The sequence below is a fragment of the Massilia violaceinigra genome (genome assembly GCF_002752675.1).
Taxonomy (GTDB): Bacteria; Pseudomonadota; Gammaproteobacteria; order Burkholderiales; family Burkholderiaceae_D; genus Telluria_A; species Telluria_A violaceinigra.
In genome coordinates this window covers 5,681,339-5,699,783 of sequence record NZ_CP024608.1, presented here as the reverse complement: position 1 = coordinate 5,699,783, position 18,445 = coordinate 5,681,339, and the positions used below count along the sequence as shown (strand labels likewise).

Below are 18,445 nucleotides of genomic sequence, written 5' to 3'. Positions count from 1 at the left end.
GGACAGGCGGTGCGCGCCTTGCAGTTTATCAGCAGAGGTCGACTGCGGAATAGTACAACTTGCAATGTTTTGCAAAACATACCGCGCGGTCGGTATGTTAAAATCAGGGCTGATTACATTGACGGAGTTGATCATGACAGCCTGGTTTTCCTATCTTGCACTGGCAGGCGCCATCGTGTGCGAAGTGATCGGCACCACGTTCCTCGGCAAATCCGAGCAGTTCAGCAAGATGCTGCCAACCGGGCTGATGGCGCTGTGTTATGCGGGCTCGTTCTATCTCCTGTCGCTGGCATTGAAGCATGTGCCGCTGGGCGTGGCGTATGCCATCTGGGGCGGCGTGGGCATTGTCCTGACGGCGGTGATCGGCGTGATCGTGTTCAAGCAGCGTCTCGATCCGGTGGCCATCGTCGGCATCGGCCTGATTGTGACGGGCGTGGTGCTGGTCCAGGCCTTTTCGACCTCGACGGCGCATTGACCATGGATACCGGTTCCACGCGGAAGAAACAGCCCGAGCGCGTCAGGAGCGCCTTGCTCAGCTGCGCTGCGAAGATTGCAGTCGAGGAAGGGCTGGCCGGGGTCACCGTGCAGGCCGTGGCGCAGGCGGCCGGGGTAAGCAAGGGCGGCTTGTTCCACCACTTCGCCAACAAGCAGGCCCTGGTCGAGAGCATGTTCGACGACATGGTCGCGCGCCTGGACGCCGATCTGGACGCGTGCCTTGCCGGTGACGAAGGCTCCTACGGCTGCTTTACGCGCGCTTACGTGCGCATTGTGTTCGCCGACGTGCCGGCCGATCCTGCGAGTGCCTGGAGCGTTGCGCTGCCGGTGTCGCTGATCGCCGATCCCGCGCTCAAGCATCGTTGGGATGCGTGGCTGGCGCGCCGCCTGGCGGCGCATGCGGACACCGATGGCGCGCCGGTACTGGAAGTGGTGCGGCTGGCCGCCGACGGTGCCTGGTTCGACTGGCTGCTTGCGCGCGGCGAGCGGCCGGCGTATTTTCCGCGCGTGCGCGATCAGCTGCTTCTGCTGGCGGGCGCGCATGCGGCGCCGGACAAGCCATCGTGAAGCATCGCCGGCGCCCTTGAAAATACGTGCCTCCGGCATGGCTGCCCGCTTTTGTTCAGAGGGTCTGTTCCTGGGACTATAACTGGGCAGGGGCGCAGCGCCATGGCCCGTACCCTGGAAATCCGTGCAACGAGCTGAGAATGCAGCGCCTCTGCATGACGGGCCCGAGCATCCCGGCGCCGCTCACGTGGCAACTGTGTTGTATAGACAATGTTTCAGTGGCAGTATGTTGCTCTTTCCACTCTGGACTTCCCATGAAAAATGTTCTGCTTGCCTTGATGGTTGGCTGTGCCGCCGTACAGTCGTTTGCCGCGCCGGTGGCGTCGCAGACGTTCACGCTCGATTCGAAGGTGTTGTCGGAAACACGGCGTATCAATGTGTTCGTGCCGAGCGGTCACGGCGCAGAAACGGGAGCCCCCTTGCCGGTGCTCTACATGCCGGACGGCGGCAAGGCCGAAGACTTCCCGCACGTGGCCGAGACCGTGCAGACGCTGGTGGCGGCCGGGCGCATGATGCCGGTGCTGTTGGTGGGCATCGAAAACACGGAGCGGCGGCGCGACCTCACCGGGCCGACTACGGTGGCGAACGACAAGAAAATCGCGCTCCGTGTGGGCGGCTCGGCGGCATTTCGCCAGTTCATCCGCACCGAGCTGATGCCGCACATCCGCTCGCACTACCGCACCACGGCCGACAGCGGCATCGTGGGCGAGTCGCTGGCGGGTCTGTTCATCGTCGAGACCTTGCTGGCCGAGCCGGAACTGTTCGACCGCTACGTGGCGATCAGCCCGAGCGTCTGGTGGAATGATGAAGCGCTGGTGCGCGCCGCGGATGTGCGCATCAAGGCACTGCCGGCCAAGCCGACGAAGATTTTCCTGACCTCGGCCGATGAGGAGAACATCGTGCTCGGCATGGCGCGCCTGGCGGCATCGCTGCGCGCGCACGCGCCGGCCAGCGTCAGCTGGACCTATCAGCCGATGCCGACAGAGCGCCACGACACGATCTACCGCGCGAGCGAAGCGCTGGCGCTGGAAACGGTGTACGGCACGGGCAAGGCGCCGGGCGCGGCACCGTAAGCAGGACAGCGCGCGGGCCACGCCCAACCCCTGAGGGGATGTCGCAACGGCATCGCCGCAGTGCGAGCCGCGTTGCCGGAATATCGCTGCGGCAAGGTGAAACGGTGCCGTTCACCATCCGCGTGCCGGGCAATGCAGCGCGCGCAGTTGGCCAGCAGAGGTGTCTGGCGGCGCTCCACTCTCCGTTATACAACGGATTTCCTTCTCTGAGTGCAACACGTTTGACATTGGCGCGCGCTCGCGCCTATCCTTGGCGCATGGCCTGCGCATGCGCAAGTCCACTTTGTTCCGAGCCCCAGCATGACCGGGTGCCGTTGCCGGCCCCAACTCCGCCGGCAGATACAGCCGCATGTTTGACCTGACCCTCGTCTGACTCTTCGCTCAAGATGTACCTGGTGCGCATGCCCTTGCGTGTCCAGTAACCTTACGGAAAATTCAAGATGCCATCTATCGTCAAACAGCATTACGCGCTTTCTATCGTCACCTTGCTCGCGCTCGCTTCCCAGGCATCTGCCCAGAGCACCCCGGCCGATGCCAAACCGGCCGCCGCGGCGCCCACGACCACCATGACCGCCAACGTCACCCTCGCATCGCAGTACATTTCGCGGGGCTTCCGCCAGACCTGGGGCAAGCCTGCGCTGCAGGGCGGCTTCGATATCGGCCACCCCAGCGGGCTCTCGGCGGGGATCTGGATGTCGACCGTCAGCAACCGCTTCGTCGAAGACGGCACGCTCGAAGTCGACATGTACGGCGGCTACACAGGCACGGCCGGTCCCATCGGCTACAGCGCGCTCGTGTATTACTACAAATATCCCGGCGCCGAGTACCACGCCACCGGCGTGTCGTACGACTACGGCGAACTGTCGCTGGGCATGACGTACAAGTTTTTCTACGCCAAGTACAACAGCACCTATACCAAGGACTTCTTCGGCATCACCAATGCGCGCGGCACCGGTTACCTGGACGTGGGCGCCAATGTCGACCTCGGCTCGGGCTACACCCTGAACCTGCATGCGGGCGATGGCCGGGTCGATGGCGCTGGCAACGATATCTGGAACTGGCGCGATGTGAAGGTGGGCGTGAGCAAGGCTTTCGACGGCGGCTGGACCGTGTCGGGCGCGTACACCAAGGCGCGCGGCGCCACCAATGCCTACGACGCCTATACGCTCGGCATTCCCGATTCGTCCGGCAAGGTGGCGGTATCGAATCCAGCCGTCGGAACCTTTGTGGTGGCGCTGACCAAGACATTTTAATGACCAATAATACCGAAGAGGATAAGAAAACCATGGCAGCATTCGGATCGGGTCTTTCGCTGAACAGCAAGATTTGTATCGCCGCCACCGCGCTGGTGGTGTTGAGCCTGGGCGTCACGGCGGCCGTGATCGGCTTCAAGAGCAGCGCCAGTGCGGAAGCGGCCGCCATGGAACTGGCGCGCACTTCCTCGCGCGAGGTCGTTGGCGCGCTGCAGAGCCGGCTGTCGACCAATCTGGCCAGCATCATCAGCCTCGGCTCGGCGATGCGCTCGACCAAGGCCTTGGGCCAGCCCTTGCAGCGCGAGCAGATCTATGAGCTGACCAAGGCGACCCTGCTGGGGAGCGAGGACCTGATCGGCGCGGCGGTGACCTTCGAGGCGAACGCACTCGACGCCAAGGATGCCGAATTCGCCGACAAGAAGCCGCATTACGACGCCAGCGGCCGCTTCATGCCGTATTTCACCCGCAATGCCAAGAATGAAGTGAATGTCGAACCGATCGTCTTCGGCACCGATGCCGGCGCCAATGACTGGTACGACATTCCCAAGCGCAGCGGCAAGGTATTTTTCACCGAGCCGTACGTGTATCCGGTGGCGGGCAAGGATGTGTTGATGGCGTCCCTGGTGGCGCCGATCATGATCGAGGGCAAGTTCATCGGCACGGCCAGCGCCGACTTCATGCTGCCGCGCCTGACCACCATCCTGGCCGAACTGAAGGTCATCGAGGGCGGCAAATTGTCGTTGATCTCCAACGGTGGCTTGTATGCCAGCAATCCGGTGCCGGCGCGCCTGGGCAAACCGGCCGACGACCTGCCGCCGGCCGCGCTCGAACGCATCCGCCAGGGCCAGGCCTACGAATTTGACGATGGTCGCGGCAACATCCGGCTGCTGCAGCCGCTCTCGATTCACCCGGAGATTGCGCCCTGGAGCGTGGAGCTGAGTTTTCCGAAGAGTGTGGCAACGGCGCCGGCGCGCGAGTTGCTGCTGTACACCCTGATCGTCGCGCTGGTCTGCGCGCTGGCCACGGCCGGCATCCTGGTGCTGGTGGTATCGCGCCTGACCCGTCCGCTGCGCACCCTGGGTAAGACGATGACCAACCTGTCCTCGGGCGAGGCCGACCTGCGGGTGCGGCTCGACGTGCACGGCAAGGATGAACTGGCCGTCATCGGCGCCGGCTTCAATGCCTTCGTGGCCAAGATCCATACCGTGCTGGTGCAGGTGCACGAAAGCGCCGACAACGTGGCCCAGTCCAGTTCCGAAATCGCGCAGGGCAACAACGACCTGTCGGCGCGCACCGAGCAGCAGGCCAGTTCGCTGGAGGAAACGGCAGCCTCGATCGAAGAGCTGACCGCGACCGTCAGGGACAATGCCGAAAACGCCAAGCAGGCCAACCAGCTGGCGGCATCGGCCTCGGACGTGGCGCGCAAGAGCGGGGCGGCGGTGTCGCAGGTGATTGCAACGATGACGTCGATTAACGAGTCGTCCAACAAGATCGTCGACATTATCAGCGTCATCGATGGGATTGCCTTCCAGACCAATATCCTGGCCCTGAACGCCGCGGTGGAAGCGGCGCGCGCGGGTGAACAGGGACGTGGCTTTGCGGTCGTGGCCTCGGAAGTGCGCAACCTGGCCCAGCGCAGCGCGGCGGCGGCCAAGGAAATCAAGGCCCTGATCGACGATTCGGTGGGCAAGGTGGCCATCGGCAGCCGCCAGGTCGACGAAGCCGGCAGTACCATGGAGCAGGTGGTGGCCAGTGTCAGCCGGGTCAATGCGATCATCGCCGAGATCACGGTGGCCACGGGCGAGCAAAGCCAGGGCATTTCCCAGGTCAACCAGGCGATTGCCGAAATGGATGGCGTGACCCAGCAAAATGCGGCGCTGGTGGAAGAAGCGGCCGCGGCGGCGGAAAGCCTGCAGTTCCAGGCGACGCAACTGGCGCGCGCGGTGAATGTCTTCAAGCTCGACGACCGGCATAACGGCGCCGCCCCACGCAGTGCGGCGCCAGTGGCGCGGTCGACCCCGTCGTCGCACCTGGCGGTCATGAAGGCCAAGCCGGCGCTGACGAAAGCGCCGGCAGCCGAGGAGTGGGACGAGTTCTGACGCAGGTTCACGGCGCGTGCGCAATGCGCGCGCCGTGCCTTGGTGCTTGCCGCGTCAGCCGCGACCCGACCCACCCACGGCTGACCGTCGCCGAGCGCGACCCAGCGCGCCCACGCGCGCATTTTCTTAACGCAAAAACGCTGTCTTGCGCAGTTCGCTGCGCAATTCCTGCGCCACCTGTTCACGCAATTCCTCCCCGACAAACCCGCCGATCTCGACCCGCACCCCGCGCGACTCCAGCGCGATCAGGCTGCGCTGGCGGTCCGGCATGGCGATGCGGGTCCAGCACGCCTCCAGCCTGATGCTCCTCAGCTGGCCCGCCTCGACCCGCTCGACGAGCAGGCAGCCGTCATTGAGCGCGATGCGTTCGCGGTCGCCCGCGTGGCGCGCATAGCACAGCAGCGCCGCCGCCAGCACGCCGATGTCGAGCAGCGCAAAAACCAGCACGAACCACGCGCCATGCAGCGCAAACCCCAGCCCGATCACCAGCAGGAACAGGCACAGCAAGCCATACGCCACGCCCACCTGGCGCGGCGACATCGAACAGTTTTTCTTCAATAGCCATTCGCGTTCCATGAGCATTACTTGACCAGCGGCGGCGTTTCAAAGGTGTGGAAGGGGGCGGGACTGGGGACCGTCCATTCGAGTCCCTCCGCGCCATCCCACGGCTTGGCCGCGGCCTTCTCGCCCCCGCGCACGGTGGGCAGCACGACGGCAAACAGCCAGTATGCCTGCGTCAGTCCGAACAGAAAAGCGCCAACCGAGGTGAGCATGTGGAAGTCCGTGAACTGCGTGGCATAGTCGGCATAGCGGCGCGGCATGCCGGCCAGCCCCAGGAAGTGCATCGGGAAGAAGGTCACATTCACCCAGATGAGCGAGTTCCAGAAATGGAACTTGCCGCGCCATTCGTTGTACATGTGGCCGGTCCATTTCGGCACCCAGTAGTAAAAGCCGGCGAACAGGCAGAACAGCGAGCCGGCCACCAGCACGTAGTGAAAGTGCGCCACGACATAGTAGGTGTCGTGCACCTGGATATCGATGGGAACGACCGCCAGCAGCAGGCCGGACAGTCCGCCGATGGTGAACACCCAGATGAAGCCGATGGCGAACAGCATCGGCGTTTCCAGGGTCAGGGAACCGTTCCACATGGTCGCGATCCAGTTGAATACCTTGACCCCGGTCGGCACGGCGACCAGCATGGTGGCGTACATGAAGAACAGCTGGGCCGTGACCGGCATGCCGGTGGTGAACATGTGGTGCGCCCAGACGATGAACGACACGATGGCGATGGCGGCCGTGGCGTACACCATCGAGGCGTAGCCGAACAGCGGCTTGCGCGCGAAGGCGGGAATGATGTGCGAAATCATGCCGAAGCCGGGCAGGATCATGATGTACACCTCCGGGTGGCCGAAGAACCAGAAAATGTGCTGGTACATGATCGGATCGCCTCCGCCGGCCGCGTTGAAGAAGGTGGTGCCGAAGTGGCGGTCGGTGAGCAGCATGGTCACCGCGCACGCCAGCACCGGCATGACGGCGATCAAGAGGTAGGCGGTGATCAGCCAGGTCCAGCAGAACATCGGCATCTTCATCAGGCCCATGCCGGGCGCGCGCATGTTGAGGATGGTGGTGATGATGTTGATGGCGCCCATGATCGACGAGGCGCCCATCAGGTGGATGGCAAAGATGGTCAGGTCCATCCCCGCGCCCATTTGCAGCGACAGCGGCGGGTACAGGGTCCAGCCCGACGCGCTGGCGCCGCCGCCCGTGGAGAAGGCCGCCAGCAGCAGCACGGCGGCCGGCGGCAGCAGCCAGAACGAAAAATTGTTCATGCGCGCGAACGCCATGTCGGACGCGCCGATCTGCAAGGGAATCATCCAGTTGGCGAAGCCCACGAAGGCCGGCATGATGGCCCCGAACACCATCACCAGCCCGTGCACGGTGACGAACTGGTTGTACAGCTCCGGATAGAAAAACTGCAGGCCGGGCTGGAACAGTTCGAGCCGGATGAAGAGGGCCAGCACGCCGCCGGCCATGAACATGCCGAGCGAAAACCACAGATACAGCGTGCCGATATCCTTGTGATTGGTTGCGTACAGCCAGCGCCGCCAGCCGTGCGGGCGGGTGTGCTGTTCGTCATGGGCCAGCTCGCCCTGGCCGGGTAGGATCGTCACGCTCATCAGGCTCTCCATGCATCGATGTCACGGATGACTATAGCGAGCGCGCCCCGGCGCACGATTCCCCGGCATGCGGGCTTTGGCGCGGGTCAAGCGGGTGCGTTTTGGAGGGAACTTTTTGAAGCGGGTGACGACCTCGTCTCAGGCGCCCGGTCCCAGGCGCGCCGTGGCGCCCTCGACCACGGTGGCGGAAAACACGCGCCGCTCGGGGCAGCCCGTGCTGGTGCAGATGAGGCCGGTCAGCATCGCGCTGGCGGCCAGGGTCATGGTCTGCACCGGTTGGCGCAGGGTGGTCAGGTTGTAGCTGAGCCAGCCCGCCGGCGCCATGCCGTCGAAGCCAGTCACTGACAACTGGCCCGGCACGTCCAGCCCCAGGTGGTGGCGCGCCGTGTCCAGGCAGCCGATGGCCATGATGTCGTTGCCGCACATGACCGCGTCCGGCAGCCGGCCCAGGCCGGCGATGATTTCGCGCAGGCCGCGCCCGCCGCTGGCGTAGTCGTAGTCGCCGCTGACGACCAGGGGCGCGGGCAGGCCCAGCTCGGCCAGGCGCCCGGCCACGCCGCGCTTGCGGTCCTGCGCGATGGCCGAATCGTGCGGGCCGTCGATCATGGCGAAACGCTTGTGCCCGCCCGCCGCCAGGCGCGACACCAGCAGGCGCGCTCCTTCCACCTGGTCGCACACGACGGCGTTGACGGTACGGTCGCGCAGGGTGCGGTTGAACAGCACGAAGGGAATGCGGCGCCGCTCGAATTCGGCGGCCTGTTCGTGGGTCAGGGTGGCGGCCAGCACCGCGCCGTCGACCTGGTGCTGCCAGACATCGGCCAGGGTGGCGCCGATATCGCCTTCGCGCGCCAGCGAAAACAGCAGCACGCGCATGCCGTGCTGGCCGAATTGCCGGCTCAGCTCGGACAGGATCTGGGGATAGTGCAGGGTCACGATGTCCGACAGCACCACCGCGATCAGGTTGGAGCGGCGCGTGATCAGGCTGCGCGCGGCCGCGTTCGGCGTATAGTCGAGCTCGGCCGCGGCCTGCATGACCCGCGCGAAGGTCGCTTTCGACACGCTCGCGCCCGGCTTGAAGCAGCGCGACACGGCCGACTGCGACACGCCCGCCGCGCTGGCCACGTCATACGAGGTGACCCGGCGCGCTTCGCTATGGATCAGCTCCTTGAGGTCGGCAATGCTCGGATGCAGCGGCGCGGGGGTGTGGGTCATTAATTTCTTCTGGATAACAATCCTTGCTGGACTGCCCAGTGTAGACCCTGGCTTTCTATGTGGCAATACTTTTACTGTAGAGAAATTTGGCAAGGCGGGAATCGGTGCTTTTCAGTTGCTCCACGGCGACAATCCAAGGGGATGCCCGCTTCAGCCGTACTCTGGTATAATATCGCCCCTTAATCTAAAGGGTACCATGGCGAATGCTTGCGGCGTCGATTTCGGAACGTCAAACTCAACAGTAGGCTGGGTCCGCCCCGGTCAGTCGGCTCTGCTCGCCCTCGAGGATGGCAAGGCTACCTTGCCCTCGGTGGTGTTTTTTAACGCCGAGGACGAGGAGGTCAGCTATGGCCGCGCGGCCCTGGCAGGCTATCTTGCCGGCTACGAGGGGCGCCTCATGCGCTCGCTCAAGAGCTTGCTCGGCACGAGCCTGATCGACGGCCAGACCGAGGTCGGCGGGCGCGCCTTGCCGTTCCGCATGCTGCTCTCGCACTTCATCGGCGAGGTCAAGCGCCGTGCCGAACGCGAAGCGGGGCGCAGCTTCAACTCGGCCGTGTTCGGCCGTCCCGTGTTCTTCATCGACGACAGCACGGCCGCCGACCGCCTGGCCGAGGATACCCTGGCCGAGGTGGCGCGTTCGGTCGGCTTCGAGCACGTGGCCTTCCAGTACGAGCCGATCGCGGCCGCCTTCGACTACGAGTCGCAGATCCGGCGCGAGGAACTGGTGCTGATCGCCGACATCGGCGGCGGTACCTCCGACTTTTCGCTGGTGCGCCTGTCGCCCGAACGGGCGCTCAAGGCCGAGCGGCGCGACGATATCCTCGCCACTGGCGGGGTGCACATCGGCGGCACCGACTTCGATAAATACCTGAGCCTGGCGTCGGTGATGCCGCTGCTCGGTTACCAGACCCTGCTCAATAACAATAGCGCGATCCCGTCGAGCTATTTCTTCAACCTGGCGACCTGGCACACCATCAACCTGGCCTACACCAAGAAGGCCGCGGCGCAGCTGGCCGACGTGGCGCGCGACGCCCGCGAGCCGGACAAGCTGGGCCGTCTGCAGCGCCTGATCGAGGAGCGCTCCGGCCACTGGCTGGCGATGCAGGTGGAAGAGGGCAAGATCGCCCTGTCCGACGCGGCCAGCGCCACGCTCGCGCTGGACCGCCTGTCGCCGCCGGTCGACCTGCTGCTGCAGCGCAGCGAGTTCGACGAAGCCATCAGCCACCTGGTCGGCAGCATCGACCAGACCGTTCTGAAACTGCTGGCCGATGCCGGCGTGTCCCCGGATGCGGTCGACACCGTGTTCTTCACCGGCGGCTCGAGCGGCGTGCGCATGTTGCGCGAGCGCATAGGCGCGCTGGTGCCGAACGCGCTCAAGGTCGAAGGCGACCTGTTCGGCAGCATCGGCGCCGGCCTCGCGCTCGACGCCGTGCGCAAGTTCGGTTAGGACGCGCCGTGTTCGAGAAACCGATCGTCATGCTCGATTTCGAGACCACGGGTTTGTCGCCGGCCAGCGGCGACCGCATCACCGAAGTGGCCGCGCTGCGCATCGTCGACGGCCGCGTGACCGAGCGCTATGTGTCGCTGGTCAATTGCGGCGCGCGCATTCCCTACTTTATTTCCCAGCTGACCGGCATTTCGCAGGCCATGGTCGATTCGGCGCCGCCGGTCGAGCACGTGCTGCCGCAACTGCTCGACTTTATCGGCTGCGACGCCCTGTCGGCCCATAACGCCAGCTTCGACGAAAAATTCCTCAAGGCCGAGGCGGAGCGGCTGGGACTGGCGACGGCGCACGAGGGGCTGGTGTGTTCGCTCAAGCTGTCGCGCCGGGTGTTTCCGGGCTTGTCGAGTTACAAGCTGGGCCTGTTGTCTGGCCAATTGGGCATCCGCTTTCGCAGCGCCGCCCACCGCGCCGAGTCCGATGCCGAGGTGGCGGCCGAGGTGCTGATCCACATCGCGCGCCATCTGGGCGACACTTATGGATTCGGTTCGCTCGCGCCCCAGTTGCTTGTGTCGATGAACAAACTGAGCGCGGCCAAGGTGCCCGATTACCTGCGCCAGATGGCCGACGCCGCACTGCTGGCAAAAAAAGTGCCGCAAAGCGCCTGATCGCTTTACAATATTGGCACCATGACCCGCCAGTTCTCCATTCGCATCCTGTTGTCGCTTCTGCTGCTGATGTCGCAGCAGATGGCGACCATGCACGTGATGTCGCATTGGAGCACGGCCTCCGCCGGCGGCCAGGCCCAGGCCGAGGCGCAGCCGCAGCCTGACGGGGAGGGCAGTGCGCTCTCGCGCGCCATCGCCCGCGACCAGAGCTGCGACCAGTGTCTGGCCTTTGCCCAGCTGGCCGGACCGTTGCCCAGCCATGCGCACGGTTTCATCTTCGCCGATGCCGCGCTGGCGCCGGCCGCATCGATTTCCCCCCAGGCGGCGCGCGCGCGCACGCTGAACGCGTTCGAACCGCGCGGACCACCTCAGGCCTGACAGCCATACCCTGTTTCTGTGCATACGTCAGGCCGCGCGCGGCCTGCCCGCGTGCGCCTGTCTGTCACTTTTTGTTTGCCTGAGGTTTTTTACATGAATGTCCAACGTACGCTGCTTGCCAGCGCGATTCTGTCCGCCCTGTCCGCCCTGAACCACGCCAATGCGCAAGTTGCCGCCGCCGCTTCCGCCGCCGCCGATCCCGTCGTACCCAAGGTGATCGTTACCGCCAATCCGTTCGGCAAGTCCGAAGGCGACCAGATTCTGGCGCCCGCCAAGATCCTGTCCGGCGACGAACTGCGCGACAAGCTCGGCTCCTCGCTCGGCGAAACGCTATCGCAGGAACTGGGCGTGTCCGCGTCGGGCTTCGGCGCCGGCGCCTCGCGCCCCATCATCCGCGGGCTGGAAGGCTCGCGCGTGAAGATGCTGGAAAACGGCATGGCGGTGGCCGACGTCTCCGGCCTGTCGAACGACCATGCGGTATCGGCCGACGGCGCCGTGGCGCGCCAGATCGAAATCCTGCGCGGCCCGGCCGCCTTGCTGTACGGCTCGGGCGCTATTGGCGGCCTGGTCAACGTGGTCAACGAACGCATCCCGACCGCGCTCGAAGCCAAACCGGCCGGCCAGTTCGAAACCCGCTACGGCACTGTGGACCGCGGCCGCAGCGCCTCGGGCGCGCTCGATGGCGCGGTCGGCCATATCGGCCTGCACATCGATGGCAATATCCGCCGCGCCGACGACTACAAGATTCCCGACAACCGCGTGCTGGGCGACCCAAGCTCGGCCTCGGGCCGCTTGCCGCAATCGTTCACGCGCCAGGATACGGTCGGCGCCGGCGCCTCGGTCATCGGCGACTGGGGCCATGCCGGTGTGTCGGTGGCCACGCTCAACAACCGCTACGGCATTCCCAGCCTGGAAGGCTCGCAGATCGACCAGTCGCAGATCCGCTACGATGCCGATTCCCTGTTCAAGATGCCGTTTGCCGGCGTCGAGAACATCAGGATCAAGTTCGGCTATACCGATTACGACCATGCCGAACTGGACGACGACAACCATCCGGAAGTGCTGTTCAAGAACCGCGCGCTGGAAACCCGCGCCGAGCTGACCCACGCGCCGCTGGCCGGCTGGCACGGCACCCTGGGCATGCAGACCGAGAATACCCACTTTAGCGCCCTGAGCGCCGAAGGCGGCCCGGACACGGTGCCGGTCACGCACTCGACTTCGAGGGCGGCCTTCCTGGTCGAGGAACGCGAATTCGGCCCGGTGCGGGTCAATGCCGGCGCGCGCCTGGAATCGGTCAAGCGCAAGCCGCTGGGCCACCAGGACCGCAAGTTCGACCTCGGTTCGTATTCGGTGGGCGCGCTGTGGCCGTTCATGCCCGGCTACGCGACCGGTGCAACCGTGTCGGTGGCCCAGCGCGCACCGGCCACCGAGGAACTGTATTCGGGCGGCCCGCACGACGCCACCCAGACCTTCGATATCGGCAACGCCGACTTTAAAAAGGAAACCTCGCGCAATATCGAGCTGTCGCTGCAGAAAGTGTCGGGCCTGGTGCGCTGGAAGGCCAACGTGTTCCAGAACAAGGTCAAGGATTTCATCTACGGCAATATCAGCGGCGCCATGATGGATGAGGAAGGCAATCCGGGCGAGGAACTGCTGCAGCGCATTTACCAGCAGGCCGACGCCAGCATCCGCGGCGCCGAAGCGGAAGTGACCTACAACCAGCACGGCGCCGGCCTGTCCCTGCGCGCCTTTGCCGACACCTCGCGCGGCAAGCTCGATCACGGCGGCAACCTGCCGCTGCAACCGGCCTCGCGCATCGGCGCCGATGTCGGCTATCGCAGCGGCGCCGTGCGTACCGGCATGTCGGTGGTGCGCGCCCAAAGCCAGGACCGGCTCGCCAGTTTCGAGCAGAACGCCACGCCCGGTTATACCCAGCTCAACGCGAATGTGTCGTATACCCAGCATATCGGCAGCGTCGACCTGACCTGGTTCATGATCGCGCGCAATCTGTTGAACGAGGACATCCGCCTGTCGACCTCGGTATTAAAAGAGGTCTCGCCACTGCCCGGCCGAAATTTCCTGTTCGGCGTTCGCACCAAGTTTTAAGCAGGCACAAGCCATAATTTGTTTCAGGCCGAAACCAAACCCCGCTGAGAGCGATCTCAGCGGGGTTTTTTCATGCCGCCTAACGCGCCCACCTGCGGGTCCGCTTGTTCCCAGTCAAACTCCGGCACGCTTGTCCTATTAAAATTTTAGCAATACTTCTCAGGTCGCTTATTGCCTGTTGCAGCCCGATAATCCTGCAGTTTCAACGGCGTTGGCGCCGGAGGATGAAGCATGGACCGCCAGAACACCACCCGCGAGAACTATCAAACCTACATGTGGTTCCGCCAAGCTGCAGAACGCGGCAATGCGTACGCCCAGTTCAACCTGGGTTTGATGTGCAAAAAAGAGCGCGATTACGACAGCGCTTTCACCTGGCTGCGGCTGGCGGCCCAGCAAGGGCTGGCATTCGCCCAGAATCACCTCGGTTCGATGTATTACCACGGCCGCGGCGTCGCCCACAACGATGCCGAGGCCGCGCGCTGGTTCCGCCGCGCGGCCGAACAGGGCGAGGCGTCGGCCCAGCAAAACCTGGGGCTGATGTACCGCAAGGGGAAGGGCGTCGAACAGAACCACGAGCAGGCGCTGGCATGGTTCCAGCGCGCCGCCGAGCAGGGATCGGCCAGCGCCCAGACCCTGCTGGCCGAATGCTACCTTGCCGGGCAGGGCGCGCCGGTCAGTTATGAGCAGGCCATGAACTGGTTCCGCAAGGCGGCCCTGCAAAGCGACGCCGTGGCCCAGCTCAACCTCGGTCTGATGTTCAAGCGCGGCCAGGGCGTGGATGCCAGCGACGAACAGGCGCTGTGCTGGTTCCGCCAGTCCGCAGCCCAAGGCAACCCGATGGCCCAGCGCCACGTGGGCGTGGCCTATGCCGACGGCGTGGGCGTGCGCGCCGATCCCTTGCGCGCCGTGGCCTGGCTGCAGCGCGCGGCCGAGCAGGGCGACCGCGACGCCCAGTTCAACCTGGGCGTGATGCTGGCCAACGGCCAGGGCGCCGAGCAGGATGAACACCGCGCGCTGCAGTGGTACGCGCGCGCGGCCGAACAGGGTCACGTGCTGGCGCAATACAATCTGGGCAGCATGTACGCCAACGGGCGCGGTACCCCGCGCGACGAGTACCGCGCGCTCGAATGGTACCGGCGCGCCGCCGAACAGGGCGCGGCCAACGCCCAGTTCAACCTCGGCGTGATCTACGCCAGCGGCCAGGGCGTGCCGCGCGACGACAGCCAGGCCGCGCACTGGTACCGCACCGCGGCCGAGCAGGGCGACGCCAGCGCCCAGAACAACCTGGGCGTCATGTACGCCAACGGCCAGGGCGTGCCGCAGGATGATGCGATGGCCGTCTACTGGTACAGCCAGGCAGCCGAGCAGGGCCACGCGCTGGCCCAGTACAACCTGGGCGGTATGTACAACAGCGGGCGCGGCGTGGCGCGCGACGCCGTGCGCTCCTACATGTGGATGCTGCTCGCGGCCGACGCCGGCGACGAAACGGCCAACGCCAACAAGGCCATCGTGGCGCGCCGCCTCACCCCGGCCGAGATCGGCTCGGCGGTGGACCAGTCGCGCCTGTGGCTGATCGCCCACGCCGGCCTGGGCAAGGGCGTGCGCGGCGCGGCGTAAGCGGCCCGCGCCCGGCAGGGCGGGACCGTGTTCATTCTATTAACGTGCCGCCGCACCGGTTGATGCCGCGCCGAAATCCCAAGACCTGCAAGTCTCCTGACTCGGTTGAAAGTTCTGCTCGGAACTTTCTTCCAGACGCTACAATAGGCTCACCGACAGGCTCGCCGAAAGGCTTGTACTGCCCCGCGTGCCTGCGGGATTTCTGTCCACCTTGGATGCGCGCCCATGAAACCATTACTTCGTCTGATCAGCTGTGCCGGGATGTCGCTGGCCAGCGCCGCCGCTGCCGCCACCGCCATTACGGTGCAGGTCAATGACAGCAGCGGCAAGCCGCTGGCCGACGTGGTGGTGGCGGCCGAGCCGGACGGCGGCGCGGCCGTCCCAAAGACGCTCAAGGCGGCCGAGATCGAGCAGCGCGGCCTGCGCTTCCTGCCGCTGGTATCGGTGATCCAGACCGGCAGCCGTGTCTCGTTCCCGAACTACGACAAGGTCAAGCACCATATCTACTCCTTCTCGCCCGCCAAGAAATTCGACCAGAAGCTGTACTCCGGCGTGGCGGCCACGCCACAGGTGTTCGACAAGGCCGGCATCGTCGTTTTGGGCTGCAATATCCACGACCGCATGCTCGCTTACATCAAGGTGGTCGACACCCCGTTCTTCGCCAAGACCGACGCCGCCGGCGTGGCCCGCATCGAGGTCCCCGCGGCCGGTAAATACACGCTCTCGTCCTGGCACTTCAACATGGCCGGCGCCGCCGTCGAGCAAGCCGTCGCGGTCAAGCCGGGCGAGGGCGCCACCGCCGCCAGCGTCAAACTCACCATGAAGCCGCCCGCGCCGGACGCCGACTCGCCGGGTGCCGGTGCGTCTTACTAGCATGATGCTGCGTTTCAACAGCCTGGAAGGGCGCATCGTCACCCTGTTCCTGGTGCTGATCGTGGCGGTGCAGGCGATCGGCCTGGTGGTGATCGAGCAAGGCATCAATGCCAACGCGCGCTCGAGCATCGCCACCGAACTGGTCAACGGCGAAAAAGTCTTCCGCAAGCTGATGGAGCAGAACGCCCAGAAGCAGCGCTTCAGCGCCCAGGTGCTGGCGCGCGACACCGCCTTCGTGCAAGCCATCGGCAACGGCGACGAGGACGACCGCGCCACCATCGCCTCGGCGCTGGTCAACAGCGGGCGCCGCGCGCGCGCCGACCTGACCATGCTGATCGATGGCGAACGCCGCGTCACCGTCGAAAACGGCATCGTCAAGAACGGCTCGCTCGAAAAGCTGGTCCTCGGCCTGCTCGACCAGGCCGAGCAGAACGATGGCGCCAGCGCGGTCGCCATTGTCGACCAGCGCCCGGTGCAGGTGGTGATCATGCCGGTCAAGGCGCCGGTCACCATCGCCTGGGTGGTGATGGGTTTCGTGCTCGACCGCCAGCTGGTGCTCGACATGCGCCAGCTCTCGCAGCTGGAAGTGGCGATCTTCACGCGCCAGCCGGACGGCCCGTGGACGCCGTTCGAGTCGACCCTGCCCGCCGCGGCCATGCCGGCCGTGGCGCGCGCGCTGCAGGCGCTGCCCGAGAACCTGGCGCGCCCGTTCGATCTCGACGCCGGCGGCATTCGCTACAGCGCGCGCCTGCTGCCGCTCGGCCTCGAGGGCGGACGCCACGCCGACGTGGTGCTGGCGCGCTCGATCGACGACGCCACCGCCGAATACACCAGCCTGCAGCGCACCCTGATGATCCTCACCATCGTCGCCACCCTGGTCGCCTGCGGGGTGGCGGTGATCACCGCGATGCGCATCGCGCAGCCGCTGCGCCACCTGGCCGGCACCGCGCGGCGCATGGAACTGGGCGACTACGACGGCCGCATCGACCTCGCACGCAAGGATGAAATCGGGGCCCTGGCCAAGGCCTTCGCCGGCATGCGCGACGGGATCGCCAAGCGCGAACAGGAAATCCGCCGTCTGGCCTACTGGGATTCGCTGACCGACCTGCCCAACCGCGCCCAGTTCGTGCTGCAGCTGGGCGAGGCGCTGGCCGAGGCGCGCCAGCGCGAGCACGTAGTGTTCGTGCTGATGATGGACCTGGACCGCTTCAAGCACGTCAACGACGTCATGGGCCACGCTTTCGGCGACGTCCTGCTGCAAAAGGTGGCCGAGCGCCTGCGCGCGCTGCTCGGCGAGACCCAGCCGCAAGCCTGCCTGGCGCGCCTGGGCGGCGACGAATTCGTGGTGCTGCTGCCGGCGTCCTCGATCGACCATGCGCACAAGGTCGCCGCGGGCATCCTGCGCGCGCTCGAAGCGCCGCTCTCGCTGGAAGACCAGACGGTCGACATCGGCGCCGGTCTCGGCATGGCCGCCTTTCCGATCAACGGCGCCGATCCCGAGTCGCTGCTGTCGATGGCCGAAGTGGCGATGTACGCCGCCAAGCAGCGCAACGACGGCGCCGTGGCCTACGACGCCGCCATGGACAAGTCCAGCGCCAAGTCCCTGAGCCTGCTCACGGAACTGCGCAACGCCATCGAGCGCAACGAATTCCGCCTGCACGTGCAGCCCAAGATCCGGCTCGATACCGGCGAAGTGGTGGGCGTGGAGTCGCTGGTGCGCTGGGCCCATCCGGAGCGCGGCAACGTGTTCCCGGACGAGTTCATTCCGTTCGCCGAGCAGACCGGCTTTATCCGCGTGCTCACGCGCTGGGTGCTGGACCAGTCGGGGGCGCTGTGCAGCCAGTTGCAGCGGCAGGGCATCCATCTGAAAATCTCGGTCAACCTGTCCACGCGCGACCTGCTCGACCAGGACCTGCCGGCCAAGTTCAGGGACATTCTCACGCGCCACCAGCTGGCGGCCGGCTCGTTCTGCCTCGAAATCACCGAGAGCGCGATCATGGACGACCCGGTGCGCGCCCAGCAGACGCTCGAGCGCCTGCACGCCATGGGCGTCGATTTGTCGATCGACGACTTCGGCACCGGCTACTCGTCGCTCGCCTACCTCAAGCGCCTGCCGGTCGATGAACTCAAGATCGACAAGTCGTTCGTGCTGAACATGGAAAACGATATCGGCGACACCAAGATCGTGCGCTCGACCATCGACCTGGGTCACAACATGGGCTTGCGCGTGGTGGCCGAGGGCATCGAGAGCGAGGCCGTATGGCGCCTGCTGGCCGCGCTCGGCTGCGACCAGGGCCAGGGCTACTTCATGAGCCGCCCGATCGCGGCCGACAAGCTGGTTGGCTGGATCGCCGCCTGGACCCCGCCGGCCAGGTCGGCGCTGCCGTATTCGGATACGGTCGGTTCGGCCTGATTCGCCCGCTGTGATGCGCGGCCGGTCATCGCCACGGCCCGGATTTCGCGCTATTATCGTCCCCGGCAAAGTT

15 protein-coding genes are annotated in these 18,445 nt (G+C 65.6%); 12 read left to right on the top strand and 3 right to left on the bottom strand.

From position 1 onward, the window contains the following. Window positions 1-133 precede the first annotated feature (133 nt). From CR152_RS24610 to CR152_RS24590, 5 genes are all read left to right on the top strand, one after another. Window positions 134-475, top strand: coding sequence for a DMT family transporter (locus tag CR152_RS24610; RefSeq protein ID WP_099879400.1), 342 nt, complete (start codon window positions 134-136; stop codon window positions 473-475). Window positions 476-477: 2 nt separating this feature from the next. Further along, a complete protein-coding gene (locus CR152_RS24605) occupies window positions 478-1,062 on the top strand; it encodes a TetR/AcrR family transcriptional regulator (protein ID WP_099879398.1) in 585 nt (194 codons plus the stop codon). A gap of 254 nt (window positions 1,063-1,316) precedes the next feature. After that, entirely contained in the window at window positions 1,317-2,135 is an 819-nt protein-coding gene (locus CR152_RS24600; protein ID WP_167399947.1) for an alpha/beta hydrolase, read from the top strand. Between the two features lie 440 nt (window positions 2,136-2,575). After that, window positions 2,576-3,388: a TorF family putative porin gene (locus CR152_RS24595; RefSeq protein WP_099879396.1), complete on the top strand. Its 813-nt coding sequence runs from the start codon at window positions 2,576-2,578 to the stop codon at window positions 3,386-3,388. After that, on the top strand, window positions 3,388-5,487 hold the full coding sequence (locus CR152_RS24590) for a methyl-accepting chemotaxis protein (protein WP_099879394.1): 2,100 nt from the start codon (window positions 3,388-3,390) through the stop codon (window positions 5,485-5,487). The genes CR152_RS24595 and CR152_RS24590 overlap by 1 nt, the downstream gene beginning before the upstream one ends. A gap of 126 nt (window positions 5,488-5,613) precedes the next feature. Here the strand turns inward: CR152_RS24590 and CR152_RS24585 are convergent, their stop codons facing one another. The 3 genes from CR152_RS24585 to CR152_RS24575 form a co-directional block, all read right to left on the bottom strand. After that, a complete protein-coding gene (locus tag CR152_RS24585; protein ID WP_157778716.1) occupies window positions 5,614-6,063 on the bottom strand; it encodes a DUF2244 domain-containing protein in 450 nt (149 codons plus the stop codon). Between the two features lie 5 nt (window positions 6,064-6,068). Further along, the gene (gene ctaD / locus CR152_RS24580; protein WP_099879390.1) at window positions 6,069-7,676 is read right to left on the bottom strand and encodes a cytochrome c oxidase subunit I; all 1,608 of its coding nucleotides are present in this window, start codon (window positions 7,674-7,676) and stop codon (window positions 6,069-6,071) included. A gap of 126 nt (window positions 7,677-7,802) precedes the next feature. Then, window positions 7,803-8,876, bottom strand: a complete 1,074-nt coding sequence (locus CR152_RS24575) for a LacI family DNA-binding transcriptional regulator (RefSeq protein ID WP_099879388.1) — start codon at window positions 8,874-8,876, stop codon at window positions 7,803-7,805. A 196-nt stretch (window positions 8,877-9,072) separates the two neighbouring features. Here CR152_RS24575 and CR152_RS24570 point away from each other — a divergent pair, with 196 nt between their 5' ends. The 7 genes from CR152_RS24570 (at window position 9,073) to CR152_RS24540 (ending at window position 18,372) form a co-directional block, all read left to right on the top strand. Further along, entirely contained in the window at window positions 9,073-10,323 is a 1,251-nt protein-coding gene (locus CR152_RS24570; protein ID WP_099879386.1) for an Hsp70 family protein, read from the top strand. Window positions 10,324-10,331: 8 nt separating this feature from the next. Continuing rightward, window positions 10,332-10,985: a 3'-5' exonuclease gene (locus CR152_RS24565; RefSeq protein WP_099879384.1), complete on the top strand. Its 654-nt coding sequence runs from the start codon at window positions 10,332-10,334 to the stop codon at window positions 10,983-10,985. A 21-nt stretch (window positions 10,986-11,006) separates the two neighbouring features. Continuing rightward, a complete protein-coding gene (locus tag CR152_RS24560; protein ID WP_099879382.1) occupies window positions 11,007-11,363 on the top strand; it encodes a hypothetical protein in 357 nt (118 codons plus the stop codon). A 93-nt stretch (window positions 11,364-11,456) separates the two neighbouring features. Beyond that, window positions 11,457-13,469 (top strand): TonB-dependent receptor, encoded by a 2,013-nt coding sequence (locus CR152_RS24555; protein WP_099879380.1) that lies wholly within the window; start codon window positions 11,457-11,459, stop codon window positions 13,467-13,469. Between the two features lie 231 nt (window positions 13,470-13,700). Next, on the top strand, window positions 13,701-15,086 hold the full coding sequence (locus CR152_RS24550; protein WP_099879378.1) for a tetratricopeptide repeat protein: 1,386 nt from the start codon (window positions 13,701-13,703) through the stop codon (window positions 15,084-15,086). Between the two features lie 225 nt (window positions 15,087-15,311). Then, entirely contained in the window at window positions 15,312-15,959 is a 648-nt protein-coding gene (locus CR152_RS24545; RefSeq protein WP_099879376.1) for a methylamine utilization protein, read from the top strand. Between the two features lies 1 nt (window position 15,960). Further along, entirely contained in the window at window positions 15,961-18,372 is a 2,412-nt protein-coding gene (locus tag CR152_RS24540) for a putative bifunctional diguanylate cyclase/phosphodiesterase (RefSeq protein ID WP_099879374.1), read from the top strand. The last annotated feature ends 73 nt before the right edge of the window (window positions 18,373-18,445 follow it).